At 30.7% G+C, this 16580-nt stretch carries 16 protein-coding genes and 2 pseudogenes; 13 read left to right on the plus strand and 5 right to left on the minus strand.

Going from position 1 to position 16580, the window contains the following annotated elements; all coding sequences use genetic code 11:
• The 8 genes from B4E95_RS07305 to ribD all read left to right on the plus strand — a co-directional run.
• Positions 1–300: hypothetical protein (locus B4E95_RS07305; RefSeq protein WP_291090921.1), on the plus strand; the 300-nt coding region annotated here is incomplete at its 5' end.
• A gap of 2 nt (positions 301–302) precedes the next feature.
• Positions 303–509 carry a helix-turn-helix domain-containing protein gene (locus B4E95_RS07310; protein ID WP_286486023.1) on the plus strand — a complete coding sequence of 69 codons (207 nt, stop codon included), beginning with the start codon at positions 303–305 and terminating at the stop codon, positions 507–509.
• A 270-nt stretch (positions 510–779) separates the two neighbouring features.
• Positions 780–1517 carry a DUF4290 domain-containing protein gene (locus B4E95_RS07315; protein ID WP_291090923.1) on the plus strand — a complete coding sequence of 246 codons (738 nt, stop codon included), beginning with the start codon at positions 780–782 and terminating at the stop codon, positions 1515–1517.
• A gap of 24 nt (positions 1518–1541) precedes the next feature.
• Positions 1542–2852 carry a UDP-N-acetylglucosamine 1-carboxyvinyltransferase gene (gene murA, locus B4E95_RS07320; protein WP_291062124.1) on the plus strand — a complete coding sequence of 437 codons (1311 nt, stop codon included), beginning with the start codon at positions 1542–1544 and terminating at the stop codon, positions 2850–2852.
• A 10-nt stretch (positions 2853–2862) separates the two neighbouring features.
• Entirely contained in the window at positions 2863–3540 is a 678-nt protein-coding gene (locus B4E95_RS07325) for a VTT domain-containing protein (RefSeq protein ID WP_219034902.1), read from the plus strand.
• Positions 3537–4274 carry a shikimate dehydrogenase family protein gene (locus B4E95_RS07330; RefSeq protein ID WP_219034901.1) on the plus strand — a complete coding sequence of 246 codons (738 nt, stop codon included), beginning with the start codon at positions 3537–3539 and terminating at the stop codon, positions 4272–4274. Before B4E95_RS07325 ends, B4E95_RS07330 begins: the two co-directional genes overlap by 4 nt.
• A 54-nt stretch (positions 4275–4328) precedes the next feature.
• Positions 4329–6191, plus strand: coding sequence for a DUF349 domain-containing protein (locus B4E95_RS07335; protein WP_291090925.1), 1863 nt, complete (start codon positions 4329–4331; stop codon positions 6189–6191).
• A gap of 9 nt (positions 6192–6200) precedes the next feature.
• Positions 6201–7253 carry a bifunctional diaminohydroxyphosphoribosylaminopyrimidine deaminase/5-amino-6-(5-phosphoribosylamino)uracil reductase RibD gene (ribD, locus tag B4E95_RS07340; protein ID WP_280036294.1) on the plus strand — a complete coding sequence of 351 codons (1053 nt, stop codon included), beginning with the start codon at positions 6201–6203 and terminating at the stop codon, positions 7251–7253.
• A gap of 15 nt (positions 7254–7268) precedes the next feature.
• On the opposite strand, the gene B4E95_RS07345 is transcribed toward ribD, so the two are convergent.
• Positions 7269–7658, minus strand: a complete 390-nt coding sequence (locus B4E95_RS07345; protein WP_291090927.1) for an NTF2 fold immunity protein — start codon at positions 7656–7658, stop codon at positions 7269–7271.
• 17 nt (positions 7659–7675) lie between these two features.
• On the minus strand, positions 7676–8173 hold the full coding sequence (locus B4E95_RS07350) for a hypothetical protein (protein WP_291090929.1): 498 nt from the start codon (positions 8171–8173) through the stop codon (positions 7676–7678).
• A 73-nt stretch (positions 8174–8246) separates the two neighbouring features.
• Between B4E95_RS07350 and B4E95_RS07355 the strand changes: the two genes are divergently transcribed.
• Positions 8247–8852, plus strand: coding sequence for an IMPACT family protein (locus B4E95_RS07355; RefSeq protein WP_291090931.1), 606 nt, complete (start codon positions 8247–8249; stop codon positions 8850–8852).
• Positions 8852–9901 (plus strand): acyltransferase family protein, encoded by a 1050-nt coding sequence (locus B4E95_RS07360; RefSeq protein WP_291090933.1) that lies wholly within the window; start codon positions 8852–8854, stop codon positions 9899–9901. Before B4E95_RS07355 ends, B4E95_RS07360 begins: the two co-directional genes overlap by 1 nt.
• Before the next feature lie 24 nt (positions 9902–9925).
• On the opposite strand, the pseudogene B4E95_RS13135 reads toward B4E95_RS07360, so the two are convergent.
• From B4E95_RS13135 to B4E95_RS07370, 3 genes and pseudogenes are all read right to left on the minus strand, one after another.
• Positions 9926–10804: pseudogene (locus tag B4E95_RS13135) on the minus strand (IS982 family transposase).
• Positions 10805–10941: 137 nt separating this feature from the next.
• Positions 10942–12159: pseudogene (locus B4E95_RS07365) on the minus strand (IS3 family transposase).
• Between the two features lie 105 nt (positions 12160–12264).
• Positions 12265–13356, minus strand: a complete 1092-nt coding sequence (locus tag B4E95_RS07370; RefSeq protein ID WP_221855393.1) for a M42 family metallopeptidase — start codon at positions 13354–13356, stop codon at positions 12265–12267.
• 61 nt (positions 13357–13417) lie between these two features.
• Between B4E95_RS07370 and B4E95_RS07375 the strand changes: the two genes are divergently transcribed.
• The 3 genes from B4E95_RS07375 (at position 13418) to gap (ending at position 16163) form a co-directional block, all read left to right on the plus strand.
• Positions 13418–14071: a DUF4294 domain-containing protein gene (locus B4E95_RS07375; RefSeq protein WP_291072672.1), complete on the plus strand. Its 654-nt coding sequence runs from the start codon at positions 13418–13420 to the stop codon at positions 14069–14071.
• A 72-nt stretch (positions 14072–14143) separates the two neighbouring features.
• The gene (gene pfkA / locus B4E95_RS07380) at positions 14144–15127 is read left to right on the plus strand and encodes a 6-phosphofructokinase (RefSeq protein WP_280051123.1); all 984 of its coding nucleotides are present in this window, start codon (positions 14144–14146) and stop codon (positions 15125–15127) included.
• Positions 15128–15158: 31 nt separating this feature from the next.
• Entirely contained in the window at positions 15159–16163 is a 1005-nt protein-coding gene (gene gap, locus B4E95_RS07385) for a type I glyceraldehyde-3-phosphate dehydrogenase (RefSeq protein ID WP_038336349.1), read from the plus strand.
• Positions 16164–16580 lie beyond the last annotated feature (417 nt).

Genomic DNA, 16580 nt, shown 5'->3' on the forward strand with positions numbered 1-16580 from the left:
ATCAAAATGCACAACGGGTTAATTAAAAGATTTATTAATGGTGAATTATTTGAAAAAAGTACATACAATACTTTATTGTATAATGGATTTGCTGTTATAGGCTTTTCTTTGATCGACTCTTTATTAACTATCATAAAAAATAATCAACTAGAAAAATATCTTGTGAATAGTAATTTTATTATTTCTAAAAGTTATATGATTAATGCTTCTGATATATATACAGAATTATTTATTATTGCTTTTGCAATTGCCTTAAAACAAAGTATTCAAATGAAACAAGAAAACGATTTAACGATTTAAATATGGCAATTATTATCAATTTAGATGTCATGATGGCAAAACGTAAAATGTCTTTGAATGATTTGAGTGATAAAGTTGGTATTACATTATCTAACTTATCTATTCTAAAAAATGGAAAAGCAAAGGCTATTCGTTTCGAAACTTTGAATGCAATTTGCAAAGCTTTGGATTGTAAACCTGGTGATATCATTGACTATACGGAAGATTAAAACAAAAACCCAAATTTACTTTTTATTAAAAGAAAATACTATATTTGTCGATAACCAAAAGGTTTTAACTTAATTTTCCTTGGTGATAAAGATTTTCAACTGTTTTGAATTAAATAGACAAAAATCTTGTTTTACGGCTTATCTTCTTCCGACTATAATCGTTTTTTTAAGGAATAAAATTTAATAAAAAATTAGCAATCAATACACCTTTTCTACCCAAATAATCGGATAGAATTTTGTAAATTTGTAACCAATACATTAGAAAATTTAATGGAATATAATACACTTCGTTCACAATTGATTATTCCAGAATATGGTCGTCATATTCAAGAAATGGTAAATCATTGTAAAACAATAACAGACGAAACAGAACGCAACGGATTTGCCGAAATTATAATTGAAGTAATGGGAGAATTAAATCCTCACTTGCGCGATGTACCAGATTTTCAACATAAACTTTGGGATCAACTTTTTATCATGGCAGAATTTGATTTGGATGTAAAATCTCCTTATCCAATTCCGACAAAAAAAGATACGGTAAATAGTAAACCAAACAAAGTAGAATATCCAAAAAGCATCTATAAATACAGATATTACGGAAACAATATTCGTAAAATGATTGATGTTGCTGTAACGTGGGAAGAAGGCGAAAAACGCGAAGGTTTGTACTTTGCGATTGCCAATCACATGAAAAAATGTTATTTACTTTGGAATAAAGATACTGTTGACGATCAAATTATTTTCAATCATTTGTACGAATTATCTGATGGTAAAATTGATTTGAGAAAAGTTGATGATCATTTGGTTTCTCCTGATCGTTTGAATTCGAATAATAATCATTCAAATAACAATCAAAACAATAGAAGTTACCAAAACAATAATCGTAATCATCAAAATAACAATAATCGAAATAATAACCAAAATTCGAATAATCGTCAAAACAACAATAACCGAAATAATCAAAATAACAACAATCGAAACCAAAACGTTCGAAACAATAAAGGTTAAATCAAAACTATTTAATACAACTAAATGGCTACATTTCAAATAAAGGGAGGGAAACCTTTGAAAGGAGAAATTACTCCGCAAGGTGCTAAAAATGAAGTACTACAAATTTTATGTGCGGTTTTATTAACCAATGAACAAGTTCGTGTTAAAAATATTCCAGACATCCGAGATGTCAATCGTTTGATTGAAATTTTGGGTGATTTAGGCGTAAAAACACAAAAAAATGGAAAAGGAGATTTCACTTTTCAAGCTGACGAATTACGATTAGATTATTTAAAAGGAAAACAATTTCGCAAAGATGGTGCTGCATTACGTGGGTCAATCATGTTAATGGGACCACTTTTAGCTCGTTTCGGAGAAGCTTTTATGCCAAAACCAGGAGGAGATAAAATTGGACGTCGTCGTTTAGATACGCACTTCGAAGGTTTCTTAGCTTTAGGAGCAAAATATCGTTTCAATCCTGACGAAGATTTTTACGGTGTAGAAGTCGACGAAAAAGGATTACAAGGTTCTTATATGTTATTAGAAGAAGCTTCTGTAACAGGAACTGCAAATATTATTATGGCTGCAGTTTTAGCAAAAGGAACAACAACTATTTACAACGCTGCCTGTGAGCCTTACATTCAACAATTGTGTAAAATGTTGAACAGAATGGGTGCTAAAATTTCTGGAATCTCTTCGAATCTTTTAACAATTGAAGGAGTTGAAAAATTAGGGGGAACTGAACATTCATGTTTACCAGATATGATAGAAATTGGATCATGGATTGGTTTAGCTGCCATGACAAAATCTGAATTAACAATCAAAAATGTTTCGTGGGAAAATTTAGGTGTTATTCCAGATGTTTTCAGAAAATTAGGAATTAAATTAGAACGTCGTGATGACGATATTTATATTCCAGCTCAAGAACATTACGAAATCGAGCGTTTTATTGACGGTTCTATTTTAACTATTTCTGATGCTCCTTGGCCAGGATTTACACCAGATTTATTATCAATTATTTTGGTAATTGCAACACAGGCAAAAGGAAGTGTTTTGATTCACCAAAAAATGTTCGAATCTCGTTTATTCTTCGTCGATAAATTAATTGATATGGGAGCGCAAATTATTTTATGTGATCCACATCGCGCAACTGTTATTGGTCTTAATCACGAAACTCCGTTGAAAGGAGCCGAATTAACTTCGCCAGATATTCGTGCTGGTATGTCTTTATTGATTGCTGCCCTTTCTGCAAAAGGAAAAACTGTTATTCATAATATCGATCAAATTGACCGTGGTTATGAAGATATCGATGTACGTTTACGTGCTATTGGAGCTGATATAATTAGAGCTTAAAAAATAAAAAATGCAATCTATTATTGAGTTTATCACCAATTTTGTTCAACGCCCAGACAAGGTTTTAATGGACATTATCAATAATTACGGTTATTGGATATATGCTATTTTATTCTTGATAATTTTTGCTGAAACAGGCTTAATTATCATGTCATTTTTAATGCCTTTTTTACCTGGAGATGCACTAATCTTTTCGATCGGAATGATTGCAGCAAGCGATGATCAAAACCATTTGCATATAGAATATATTATTCCATTACTGATGGTTGCAGCAATTCTTGGTGATAACGTAAATTATTATGTTGGACGAAAATTTGGTGGCTGGATTTTAGGACGAAAAGACTCGTGGTTTCTTAAAAAGAAACATATCGAAAAAGCAACAGAATTTTTTAACGAAAATGGTAAAAAAGCAATTATTATCGCTCGTTTTATGCCTGTTGTTCGTACAATAATTCCATTTATTTGCGGTGTTACAAACCTTAATTATCGCACATTTATTACCTATAGTTTTATAGGCGCGGTACTTTGGGTTGGTGTTATTTCTCTTTTGGGACACACATTAGGTCAGTTTGACATTGTAAAAAATAATTTAGAGAAATTCATTTTCGGAATTATATTATTGGCGAATATGCCGTTGATTATCCGAATTGTGAAAGCTCAATTCAATAAAAATAAAACAGAAGAATGAGACAATTTGGATTAATCGGAAGAAATATTTCCTATTCATTTTCTAAATCTTATTTTGCTGAAAAATTTAAAAACGAAAACATTGTAGACGCTGTCTACAATGTTTTTGATTTACAGCAAATCGATGAAGTAGAAAAAGTATTCGAAACCGAAGGTTTAGTGGGCTTTAATGTTACAATTCCTTACAAACAAGAAATCATTCCATTTTTGGACGAATTATCACCAGAAGCTAAAGCAATTGGTGCGGTTAATACAGTTTTGATACAAGATGGAAAACGAATCGGGCATAATACAGATTGTTATGGTTTTCATCATTCGATAGAACCTATTTTAGAACCTCATCATAAAAAAGCATTGGTGTTAGGAAATGGAGGTGCTGCAAAAGCGGTTTTTTATATTCTTGATTTATTGAAAATTGAATATAAAATAGTTTCAAGAACAAAAACTGAAAATCATTATTCATATGATGAATTAAATAAAGAAATCATTCATAATCATCAAATTATTGTGAATTGTTCGCCAGCTGGTACTTTTCCAAATACTGAAATCGCTCCACTTCTACCCTACCAATTTATCAACGAAAATCATTTATTGTACGACTTGATTTACAATCCACCATTGACAAAATTTTTAGAAAATGGTCAACAAAATGGAGCCAAAATAAAAAATGGTCACGAAATGTTGGTTCTACAAGCCGAAAAAGCTTGGGAAATTTGGAATAATCGTACAAAATAGACTTGATATTGTCCTCAAATTTTATTAGATTTGAGAAACAAAACTTAATTTCTTATGAATACTGAAATGGATAACCTGCAAAATGCAGACGGAGAACAATTACCTAAACCTGCAACTACAAACGACTCTAATACGGAATCTTACAAAACGGAAGAGTTAACGAACCAAGAAAAAATAAGCGATATTTCGTTCAAAGATTACGAAACATTTAGTTTTGATGTTTTGATTAACGAAGCAAAAAATCTATTAAGCAAATATGATGTTCAAGAGATTCGCGAGCATTTTAATCAAATTCGTGATGCATTCAAAGCTAAATTAGAAGAAGATGAAGCGGCGAAAAAAGAAGCTTTCTTAAGTGAAGGTGGTGATGAATTAGATTTTAAATACGAAACATCTTTTAGAGCAAAATTTAACGCTGTTTACAACGATTTCAAAAATCAATTAGCAGTTTTTCATAAAGAAAACGAAAAAAAGGAATCTGATAATTTAAAAGAACGTTTAGAAATTATTGACGAATTAAAAGCCTTGTATCAAGAACCAAGTGATTCTTCGGCGGCAATGTTCAAGAAATTTCGTGAGTTAAAAACTCGTTGGCACAATGCAGGAAGAATTCCGAGCAAAAATGCTGAAAATGTATTCAAAAATTATTTTTTCCACTTAGATAATTTCTACACATATTTGGATATGAATAAGGAATTGCAAACATTGGATTATGCTCATAATCTGGAAGTTCGTCAATCGATTATCAAACGTGCGGAAGAATTAATTGGAGAGCAAAACGTGCAAAAAGCCTTGAATGAATTGCAATATTTGCATCGTTTATGGAAAGAAGAAGCCGTTCCTGTACAAGAAGATTTGCGCGAACCAACGTGGCAAAAATTCAAAGAATTAACAAATAAAATTCATGACCGTAAAGGTGAGTTGAATGAAAAAATAAAACAAGAGCAAAAAGATAATTTAGAAAAGAAAAATCAAATTATCGCTCGTATCAAAGAAATTTCTGAGCAAGCAACAACAAAATCGCATGGCGATTGGCAAAAAGCTATTTCTGAAATAAACTCTTTGCGTGAGAACTTTATCACAATTGGACGTGTTCCGAAAGATAAAAATTCTGCAACTTGGGAAGCTTTCAAAGAAGTGACAAGACAATTTAATCACATCAAAAATGATTTCTATAAAAATCTAAAATCAGAGCAACAACTGAATCTTGAAAAGAAATTGGCTTTGTTAGAAATTGCAAAACAACATACGGAAAGCACGGATTGGAATGCTTCTGTACAAGTGATTAAAAAAATCCAAAATGATTGGAAAAAAATTGGTCATGTTCCAAGAAAAAATTCAGACAAAATCTGGAAAGAATTCAAAGATACATGTAATCAATTCTTTGATCGTTACAAAAAACGTCACGAACAAGCGAATCAAAAATTGGAACTAAATTTCGAAAAGAAACAAGCTTTCTTAGATGATTTCAAAAATCAAACGATTTCTGAAAACAAAGATGAAGCGTTGAAACAATTAGAAGAAATTCAACATAATTGGACAAATTTAGGAAAAGTTCCTTCAGAAAAAACATCAATCAATCAAGAATTTACAGATGTTTATCACAAAAAATTAGACGCTTTAAATCTTTCTAAAAATGAATTGAACGATTATAAGTTGAAATCATTTGTCAATAAAGTAAAATCTGGAAATAATGGAAATTTATTGGATGATGAGATTAGAAAAACACGTAAAATAATTGAGGATTTAGAAAAAGAAATCAATCAATTGGATAATAATGTGCATTTCTTTTCGAATGCAAATGAGAACAATCCTTTATTAAAAGATGTTTACAAGCAAATTGACGATAAACGTAAAAAATTAATTGAAGCAGAAATCAAACTGAAAACATTATTCAATATTGATTTTAATGCATAATTTTTAGGCATGACACAACAATCTATCGATGAGCAATATATGGCTCGTTGTATACAAATTGCAACAAACGGGTTAGGAACAACATATCCTAATCCGTTTGTTGGTTCTATTATTGTACATAACAACAAAATTATAGGCGAAGGTTTTACGTCAGAATATGGTGGACCACACGCCGAAGTGAACGCAATTAATTCGGTTAAAAATCAAGAATTATTAAAGGAATCTACGTTATATGTTACGTTAGAACCATGTTCACATCACGGAAAAACGCCTCCTTGTGCGGATTTGATTATAGAAAAAGAAATTCCAAAAGTTGTAATTGGAACTCTAGATCCTTTTGCGAAAGTAAATGGACAAGGTTATTTGCGTTTATTGAAAAATGGTGTTGATGTAACTTTAGGCGTTTTGGAAAAAGAATGCATCAAACTTAATAAACGTTTTATCACTTTTCATCAGAAAAAACGTCCATATATTATCTTAAAATGGGCGCAAACAGAAGATGGATATATGGGGCGTGATGATGTACAATTATGGATTACAAACCAATATACAAAGCAATTAGTGCATAAATGGCGAACAGAAGAACAAGCTATTTTGGTTGGAAAAAACACTGCTTTAATTGATAATCCGCAGCTTAACACACGATTATGGGAAGGAAATAATCCGTTGAGAATTGCGATTGACAAAAACTTAGCGATTCCGAGAAGTTTCCATTTGTTTGATCAAACACAACCTACTGTAATTTTCAATTCGATTGAAAATTGTTCTGAAGAAAATTTAGAACTTGTTCAATTAGATTTTACACAAAAAATATTGCCGCAAGTAATGGATTATTTGTACGAAAACAATATTCAATCCTTGATTATTGAAGGTGGAAGTGATACCATACAACATTTTATTGATGCTGACTTGTGGGATGAAGCACGAATTTTGAGTTCGGATACTATTTGGAATGAAGGTATTTTAGCTCCTCGACTGAAAGGAACTCGAACTGAAAAGCATCGTTTTTTGAATGATGAATTAAATATTTTCGAAAATAGAATAGAAATTGAAGAACCTTAGATTTTAAGGTTCTTTTTATTTTCCATGAGTCATTTTAAGTATTTGTGCATTTCTTTTATCAATAATTATTAAAAATGTTCCTCCAACATGATTTTTATCCAAAGTTCCATTTACAACATAATAATTTTCAAAATCATTTATTCTGTAAGGTTTTTGGTCTTCAATATTTTCCTTCCCATAAATATCAAAAAGTATAGGTTCTATTACGCTAATTAACGTTTCTTGATTTTTAATTATTTTATCTTTAGAATTAATTATGTTATGAAGTTTATTATTAGCAAGAACTTCTTTTAATTGATATTCAGCAGCTTCTCTTGATAAACTAATCCGATTTTTAGAATCTTGTCCATAAGAATAATTAAATAGTAAAAAGACAAATGATAAACTTAAAAATATATGATTCATAATGTTAATTATTAATGTTAACTAATCCAAATTAAGATTTTCTCCTTAATCTTCCATTTTCCATTCACCTTTTCAAAAATATAAACTGAACTTTCTCCGCATAACATTTCACAATGTTCCGTTATTTTGATAAGTACTAAATCAGAATTTGAGGATAAAATTGGTTCAGAAAATGTATAATAAAAAAATGTTTTTTGATTCTTGTTAGTGAGATTCTTAAACTTATTTCGGCTTTTATAATTTACCAATTCTTTTAAATTAGAAAATAGTAATTGTACATAAACAGAAGGTTTATCAATTAATGAAAAAGATTTTAAATATTCAGAATCAAATTCGATATTATCTTCAATCTCTACTATATTGTAAGCAGAAATAATATTTGTATCATCCAAAATTTTCTTAGTTATTACATTTTTTTCATAATCAGAATGGTATTGAAAAACCGAATAAGCCAATCCAATTAATAGAATTGCTAAAATAATTTTTATTGATTTTGAAAGTTTATTCTTTTTCATCACTCATAAATATAAAACCTTTTTTCGTTAAAAGTACTATTTAAACTATCTTTGCAGTACTTTTCAATACAACATGACGGACAATTATCGTACAATCGAGAAAGCGGTGGAAGATGTAATTTTCAAAGAATTGGGTAGTAAGTTTATTAATTTTGCTTATCCAGTTGAAAATGAAGATGACATCAAAATTTATTTGGATCAATTGCGCGAAATTCATCCCGACGCCAATCATCATTGTTATGCGTACGCACTTGGAATTGATGGTAAAAATCATCGTGCAAATGATGATGGAGAGCCAAGTGGTTCGGCTGGTTTACCAATTTATAATCAAATTTTATCAAGTGAAATCACCAATGTTTTAATTATTTCTGTACGTTATTTTGGCGGAACAAAATTAGGAATTCCAGGTTTGGTAAAAGCGTATAAATATGCGGCACAAGTTGTGTTAGAAGAAGCAAATATTGTAGAAAAATTTGTTTCGAAACGTGTGAAAATGGTTTTTAACTATGATCAACAAGGAATTGTAGAACGCAATGTCGACCGTATTTCTGGAGAGATTAAAGACAAGCATTTTTCTGATAAATGTATGTTTACAATTTCGGTAAGAGAAAGTAAAATGGACGAATTTATTCGCATGTTTGACGAATATTATCAAATGGAAATTAAAATTATTGACTAATGCTAAATAGCTTAACTTCTTTACGTTTTTTCTTTGCTTTTGTCGTTTTCTTAAGCCATTTAACGTTTGTAAAAACCGATTTAGCTTGGTATAATTATCTAAAAAACAACGTCTTTTTCGAAGGTTATCTTGGTGTTGGGTTTTTCTTTATTTTGAGTGGATTTGTTTTGGCGCTTAATTACGAAAAGAAAGTCATCGACAATCCAAATTTTGATAAAAAGAAGTTTTATATCGCGCGAATTGCTCGTATTTATCCGCTTCATGTCCTAACCTTTTGTGTTATGTTGCCATTTGTTATCATCAATGTTTGGCAAGGTTATTTTCATTGGGATATTGCAGGTGCAAACTTATTTTTATTACAATCTTATATTCCGGTAAAAGACTTTTATTTCTCTATTAATAACGTTTCCTGGAGTATTTCGACCGAATTATTTTTCTATTTAATGTTTCCTTTTTATGTGATTTGGTTGCATAAATTTCCGAAACTGAAATATATTTTATTACTAATTATTCCGATTATCATTTTTGCTGAACCTTATTTCAGAACAAATATGAAGTTGGAAAAAGCTATTTTTTACATCAATCCAATTGTTCGCAGTTTCGATTTTATTTTAGGAATTATTACCTGTCAAATCTATAAAAAGATAAAAGATACGCCTATCAATTTTTCGAAAGGAACTTTAATAGAAATCATTGCAATTACAGTTTTGGCAATCTTTTTTTACTTCCACAATGATGTTGCGAGAGCTTTTCGTTACGGAATTTACTATTGGATTCCGATGGTTGGAATTGTTCTAATTTTTGCATTACAAAAAGGTTTATTTTCGAGAATACTTCAACACAAAATTCTGGTTTATTTAGGTGAAATCAGTTTTGCGTTTTACATGATTCATATGATTGTGATAAAATATGGAAATCAATATTTACCTAAAATCAATGATTTTCATAAAATTGGAATTTATTTTGTTATTGCTTTAATTTTAAGTGCATTAACGTTTGAATATTTTGAGAAACCCGTTGCCAAGTGGATCAAAAATAAAGTAAAATAATATTTATTCAAACCCCTAGTGCATTTAGGTAATATTAATTTTTAAGTTGTTAATATTCCTATTTTGGTTTGTGTTTATTGTTTTAAGAATTGTGAGCTTTAGTATTTTTGATAGTATCCTAGTTTTAAACCTTAAAAAGCTTTTAGCCTAATTACGTCTAATCATGTACTTATCGCATAGTTGATAGAATAACGTTTCTATCCTTTTTCTGTATTTACCTATTTCAAAAGGTTGATCATTAAAGTTTTTTTGATTTGTTCTCATAGGAACTTCCAGCTTTATATTGCGCGATATAAACAAATCGAATTGGTATTGTACGTATAAATTTTCTTTATCACCCAAGAGTGTACAATTTTTAAATTCATGTTTTTATATCTTTCAGATTATGAATGTCAAGCACTGATACTGTACTAATATTAAGACTTTGTAAATCAATACTTAAATAACAAAACAGCATGAAGTTTATACCCATAATAATGTATTTTCTGTGAAGCACAATTATCTTTATTTGGAAATGCATAATCGGCTTCTCTACATATTTTACTAAGTGAGCTTCTTGATAATTTGCAAACATATAAAGGCATGCTATCCACAATAAAATACTTTTCAGAACCATTCAAGTTTTCAAATAACAGTTTTCGTATAAGTTCCATATGTATAAATAATCTTCTTTTTCTTCAATTATAAACACTACCTTCTATAAATGACTTAATATCAGAAGATCGTATTCTAAAAAGTTGATATTCACTATCAATACTCATGTTTCTGAATTCAGATTTAAGGCAACTATTTTCAAGTCAGATAATCTGGACCTTCGTATCTGAAATAATAAATTCTCACTTTCAAGACCTAAACCCTTTTATACTTATAAATTTTTCCGTAATTTGCTATAAAGTTGTGCATTAAATTGTTTGTGCAATCACTACAAATTAATGATTTTTAGCTTTTTGTATAACTTTTATATACAATCTAATACAAATACACTACGGGTTAATTGATTGACTAGTCATAAAAATAGATTGACAGTTATTAAACAATATTTATATCCGAAGAGATTTTATTTCTTCGGATTTTTTTTGTCTCATTTCCGGGGTCTGCATATTAAGACTTATATGAAGTCTTGTATTATTATAAAGATACACAATTTGTTACACCATTTTAGTTAATTCAGTAATATCTTTTGCTTTTCGATCAAAAACTCTTGTTTTAATATTCCATTAATTCTTTCAGCCAAAGCATGTTGATAACAATCATAGCCCTCAGTCATCGATGGTATCATCTGATTTTGTTTTAAAATCGCTTGATAATATTCCGAGCAATATTGCAATCCTCTATCCGAATGATGGATTACTTTCTACTTACTCACTCTGTTTTTAATAGCCATCTTCAGGGCTAAAGATACATTTTCTGCACTCATATTTTCACTTACAGAATAACCAATTATTTTTCGACTATTCGCATCTGGAACTAAAGAATAATAACAAACAGTTTGCTTCGTTTTTACATATGTTATATCACTCATAAAAACCTGTTCTGTTTTATTAACCTCTATTTCTTTGTATAAATTAGGATGTTTCCTTAACCAATGGTTAGAGAATGTAGTTCTTGTATAATGTTTTTTAGATTTTATGAGTAAATTTTCTCTTCTCAGATAACAAAATAAAGCATCTCGACCCATCTTTATGTTAAGTTCTTTTAGCTGTTCATTCAAGATATCATGAAGCTTTCGAGTTCCTAATCGTGGTAATTTCATCCGAACTTCCAAAACTAATCATTTAATCTGTAAAAGCTCTGATTCTCGAATAGTATGACGTTTTAGTGCCGCATAGAAACTTTGGCGACTTAACCCAAGCAATCGACAAGAGCAGAAAACATTTATTTTTTTTTGGCTCTTGAGGAGTGTTAGATATTGAACTTTTTTGTGATTAGAGTACCAAGTTGTTCATCGGCTATATCCATCATGGGGTTGAGAATTTTGACTCTTAGCTTTTCATCGGCTAATTCTCGTTATAACCGTTTGATCTTTTGCGCTGGTGTTTGTTCTTGTTTCTACATCGTATGTATAATTGTTAGGTTCCAATCTAACTTACCACATTTTCTGAGGCAAACCAAAACTTTACTCCTTCTTTGTATTTTAATTCCCTAGCATTTTTGTGCTTGTTTATACGAAAATCGACTTTTTCTACTTGAAATACAACGGCTAATTTAAAGCCTAAAGTATAATCCCGTTGTGTTCGATGTTTCTTTCTAAATCCGATGTTTCATAATAAGTTGATTTTAGTGTCAACTTATCTTAGGAAGGGACAATTAAAAACGAAAAAGCTGTCTTACGACAGCCTTTTCGTTTTTAATCACTTTATATTTTAAACAGTATGATATTTAAAACTTTGTTCATTTTTAATTGTTTTCACTGATGCGTAAATCAACTCGATGACATTTTTTACATCAGCTTGATGAACCATTTCAACAGTTGTGTGCATATAACGCAACGGCAACGAAATTAAAGCAGACGGAACACCTCCATTACTATATGCAAAAGCATCTGTATCCGTTCCTGTTACACGAGAACTTGCCGCACGCTGAAAAGGAATATTGTTTTTCTCAGCTGCATCAATAATTAATTCGCGCACATTATTTTGCACCGCTGGCGCATAATAAACAACTGGACCATCACCACATTTTTGCTCACCTTCTTTCGATTTTGTAATCATTGGAGTTGTAGTATCGTGTGTAACGTCCGTAATAATTGCAACATTTGGTTTAATTGTTTGTGTAATCATTTCCGCACCACGCAATCCTACTTCTTCCTGAACCGCATTTACAACGTATAAACCAAAATCTAATTGATCTTTATTTTCAGCCAATTTACGCGCAACCTCAGCAATCATAAATCCTCCCATTCTATTGTCTATCGCACGACAAACAAAATAACGGTCATTCAACGTAAAAAATTCATCAGGATAAGTAATCACACAACCAACATGAATTCCAAGTTCTAAAACTTCCTCTTTCGATGTACAACCTGTATCAATCCAAATTTTATCTGGAGTCGGCGCTTCGTCTTTTCCTGCTTGACGCAAATGAATAGCTGGCCAACCAAAAACACCTTTTACAATTCCTTTTTTGGTATGAATGTTAACCACTTTAGAAGGCGCAATCATATGATCTGATCCTCCGTTACGAATCACATAAATCAATCCGTCATCAGAAATATAATTCACAAACCAAGAAATCTCATCAGCATGGGCTTCAATCACAACTTTATACTTCGCTTCAGGATTTATTACACCATAAGCAGATCCATAATTATCTGTTTTTACCTCATCTACGTATGGTTCTATGTAATCCATCCAAACTTTTTGTCCTTCACTTTCAAAACCTGTAGGTGAAGCTGTATTTAAATATTTTGTCAAAAAATCCAAAGATTGTTGATCAAACAAATTATTTGTACTCATTTTAGTTTATTTATCTAACAAATGTACTAATTTTAGGAACAATTTTTGAACTAATTCTGATATGAAATTTTATATCTATCATATAACTTTACTACTTACTTTTGTTGGATTATCTAATGTTAATGCTCAAATTTTTGGGTTAGATTTAGGTGGAAAAAATCCTGCACAAGAAATTAAAAATGATTCAATTAATTTAGATGAATTTGCGTTTAATCCTCTAGACACAATACATCTTAATGAAATGAATAGTTATTCGGTTCATTTAAAAACTGATTTAGAAAAAAAGTATTATTTATGGTTAAGAAAGCGCGTTCGCGATGTTTGGCCGTATGTAAGAACTGCTGTTAGAGAATACAATTATGTATCCGATACGATTCAAACAATGGATAAAAGACGCGATAAAAAGCGTTTCGTAAAATCTCGTCAAAAAGATTTGGCTGATCAATTTGAGAATCAATTAAAAAATATGTCAAGTTCTCGAGGTCAAATTCTTACTAAATTAATCTATAAAGAAACAGATAAAACAACATACGATATTATAAAAGAATTACGTGGCGGATTGAATGCTTTTCTTTATCAAGCAGCAAGTGGTGCGTTTAATATTGATCTGAAACAAACTTATGATCCGAAGCGAACACGAGAAGATTTGTATATTGCGGTTATTCTTCAACGAGATTTTGCAGACGGAACGTTAAAACCTGTCGACGAAGATTAATTTATCTTTCATACTACCAATTATAATAATATTCTGATTTTTTATTATATTTGATTTAATAAAGGGAAAAACGTGGGAAACAATATAAAAAGAATTGGTGTATTAACCTCTGGAGGTGATGCGCCTGGAATGAATGCGGCCTTACGTGCCGTTGTAAGAGCATGTAAGTACTACGATATCAAATCAGTAGGAATCCGTCAAGGTTACGAAGGTTTGATTAACAATGATATGATTGAACTTGGACCTCGTTCAGTGAAAAATATTATCAATCAAGGTGGTACAATTCTTAAAACTGCTCGTTCTTTAGAATTTAAAACTACAGAAGGTCGTCAAAAAGCATATAATCATTTAAAACAAAATAACATTGATGCTTTAGTTGTAATTGGTGGAGATGGTTCTTTTACTGGAGCAAATATCTTTCATCAAGAGTTTGGTGTTCCATTTATTGGAATTCCAGGAACAATTGACAATGATATTTTCGGAACCGATTTTACAATTGGATACGATACAGCTTTGAATACTGTAATTGATGCAATTGATAAATTAAGAGATACTGCTACATCACATGATCGTGTATTTTTTGTGGAAGTAATGGGACGCGATGCAGGTTTTATTGCTTTAAATAGTGGAATTGCTTCGGGTGCACAAGATATTTTGATTCCAGAACAACGTGATAGCGTCGAAGAATTATGTTCTTCTTTAGAACGTTCAGAAAAATCTGGAAAAAAATCAAGCATCGTTGTAGTTGCAGAGGGTGAAAAATTAGGTGGAGTTTTTGAATTAGCAAAACAAGTTCAAAATAGTCATCCAGAATATGATATTCGTGTCACAGTTTTAGGACACATACAGCGTGGTGGTTCTCCATCTTGTCACGATCGTGTTTTAGCAAGTCGTTTAGGAATTGCTGCTGTTGAAGGTTTACTGGAAGGTAAAACAAATCTTATGGCTGGTATTCGCTCTAATAAAGTTGTATTTACAGCGATAGATGAAGCCATCAAAAAACACAATGAGATTGATGAAGAGTTAATCAAAGTAGCTAATATTTTAGCGATTTAAACATTTAATATAAAGGGAAATTATATATACTATGTCAAAAATTAAAATTGGAATCAACGGATTCGGAAGAATTGGTAGCCTTGTTTTCGGGGTTGCTATTGAGAGAAACGATATTGAAATCGTAGGTATTAACGATTTAGTAGACGTTGATTATTTAGCTTATATGCTAAAGTATGATTCAGTTCACGGAAAATTTAACGGAGAAGTTAAAGTAGAAAACGGAAACTTAATTGTTAATGGACAAACAATTCGCGTTACAGCTGAAAGAGACCCAGCGAACTTGAAATGGGACGAAGTTGGAGCTGATATCGTAATCGAAGCAACAGGTTTATTCTTAACAAAAGAAACTGCAGGAAAACACATTGAAGCTGGAGCAAAAAAAGTTGTTTTAACAGGTCCTTCTAAAGATGATACCCCTATGTTTGTAATGGGTGTTAACCACGAATCTGTAACAGCAGAAGACACTATCGTTTCTAATGCTTCTTGTACAACAAACTGTTTAGCACCATTAGCAAAAGTAATTCACGAAAATTTCGGAATTGTGGAAGCTTTAATGACAACAGTTCACGCAACTACTGCAACTCAAAAAACAGTTGACGGACCATCAATGAAAGATTGGAGAGGAGGACGTAGTGCAATGGTAAACATCATTCCTTCATCTACTGGAGCTGCGAAAGCAGTTGGAAAAGTAATTCCAGAATTGAATGGTAAATTAACAGGAATGTCTTTCCGTGTACCAACAGTTGACGTTTCTGTAGTTGATTTAACAGTTAAATTAGCAAAAGAAACAAACTACGACGAAATCAAAAAAGTAATGCGCGAAGCTGCTGAAGGAGATTTGAAAGGAATTGTAGGATACACAGAAGATGCTGTTGTTTCTCAAGATTTCGTAGGTGATACAAGAACATCTATTTTCGATGCAGAAGCTGGTATCATGCTAAACCCTACTTTCGTTAAATTAGTTGCTTGGTATGATAACGAAATTGGTTACTCAAACAAAGTAGTTGATTTAGTTCAACACATCGCAAAGATTTAATCCTAGATTAAAAAATAGTTTATTTTATAAGTCTTCTCAAATTGAGAAGACTTTTTTACAATAAATTAATATTGTGGACTAATATTTGATTTTAATTTTTTAAACCACTTATATGAAAAAAGAATTACGAACTTTAGGTCCAAAAAAATCAACCATAGATAAAATTTTATCCTTTTCTAAATCTTTATCAAATGTTAAAATACAAAAAATGAGTTCTAAGAATGCAATTCATCTAAATTAATTCTATACAACTCTTATTTATAGTATTATTAAATCCACAATAAAGTGAATACATTATTATACATAATAGCAAAAATTAACAATTATTTATTTTTTTAAGAAATTTTTAAAAAAAATTATGAATAATTATGTTAAAAAATTGTAAGAAATTTTTGTTTACTTATATTTGAATAAACA

Origin of the sequence: Empedobacter sp. UBA7494, from assembly GCF_002478465.1 — a bacterium.
GTDB lineage: Bacteria > Bacteroidota > Bacteroidia > Flavobacteriales > Weeksellaceae > Empedobacter > Empedobacter falsenii_B.

What these genes read in the sequence shown, in the direction of transcription:
- B4E95_RS07310 (WP_286486023.1), top strand. Translation starts at nt 303, where the DNA reads ATGGCAATTATTATCAATTTAGATGTCATGATGGCAAAACGTAAAATG.
- B4E95_RS07315 (WP_291090923.1), top strand. Translation starts at nt 780, where the DNA reads ATGGAATATAATACACTTCGTTCACAATTGATTATTCCAGAATATGGT.
- murA (WP_291062124.1), top strand. Translation starts at nt 1,542, where the DNA reads ATGGCTACATTTCAAATAAAGGGAGGGAAACCTTTGAAAGGAGAAATT.
- B4E95_RS07325 (WP_219034902.1), top strand. Translation starts at nt 2,863, where the DNA reads ATGCAATCTATTATTGAGTTTATCACCAATTTTGTTCAACGCCCAGAC.
- B4E95_RS07330 (WP_219034901.1), top strand. Translation starts at nt 3,537, where the DNA reads ATGAGACAATTTGGATTAATCGGAAGAAATATTTCCTATTCATTTTCT.
- B4E95_RS07335 (WP_291090925.1), top strand. Translation starts at nt 4,329, where the DNA reads ATGAATACTGAAATGGATAACCTGCAAAATGCAGACGGAGAACAATTA.
- ribD (WP_280036294.1), top strand. Translation starts at nt 6,201, where the DNA reads ATGACACAACAATCTATCGATGAGCAATATATGGCTCGTTGTATACAA.
- B4E95_RS07345 (WP_291090927.1), bottom strand. Translation starts at nt 7,658, where the DNA reads ATGAATCATATATTTTTAAGTTTATCATTTGTCTTTTTACTATTTAAT.
- B4E95_RS07350 (WP_291090929.1), bottom strand. Translation starts at nt 8,173, where the DNA reads ATGAAAAAGAATAAACTTTCAAAATCAATAAAAATTATTTTAGCAATT.
- B4E95_RS07355 (WP_291090931.1), top strand. Translation starts at nt 8,247, where the DNA reads ATGACGGACAATTATCGTACAATCGAGAAAGCGGTGGAAGATGTAATT.
- B4E95_RS07360 (WP_291090933.1), top strand. Translation starts at nt 8,852, where the DNA reads ATGCTAAATAGCTTAACTTCTTTACGTTTTTTCTTTGCTTTTGTCGTT.
- B4E95_RS07370 (WP_221855393.1), bottom strand. Translation starts at nt 13,356, where the DNA reads ATGAGTACAAATAATTTGTTTGATCAACAATCTTTGGATTTTTTGACA.
- B4E95_RS07375 (WP_291072672.1), top strand. Translation starts at nt 13,418, where the DNA reads ATGAAATTTTATATCTATCATATAACTTTACTACTTACTTTTGTTGGA.
- gap (WP_038336349.1), top strand. Translation starts at nt 15,159, where the DNA reads ATGTCAAAAATTAAAATTGGAATCAACGGATTCGGAAGAATTGGTAGC.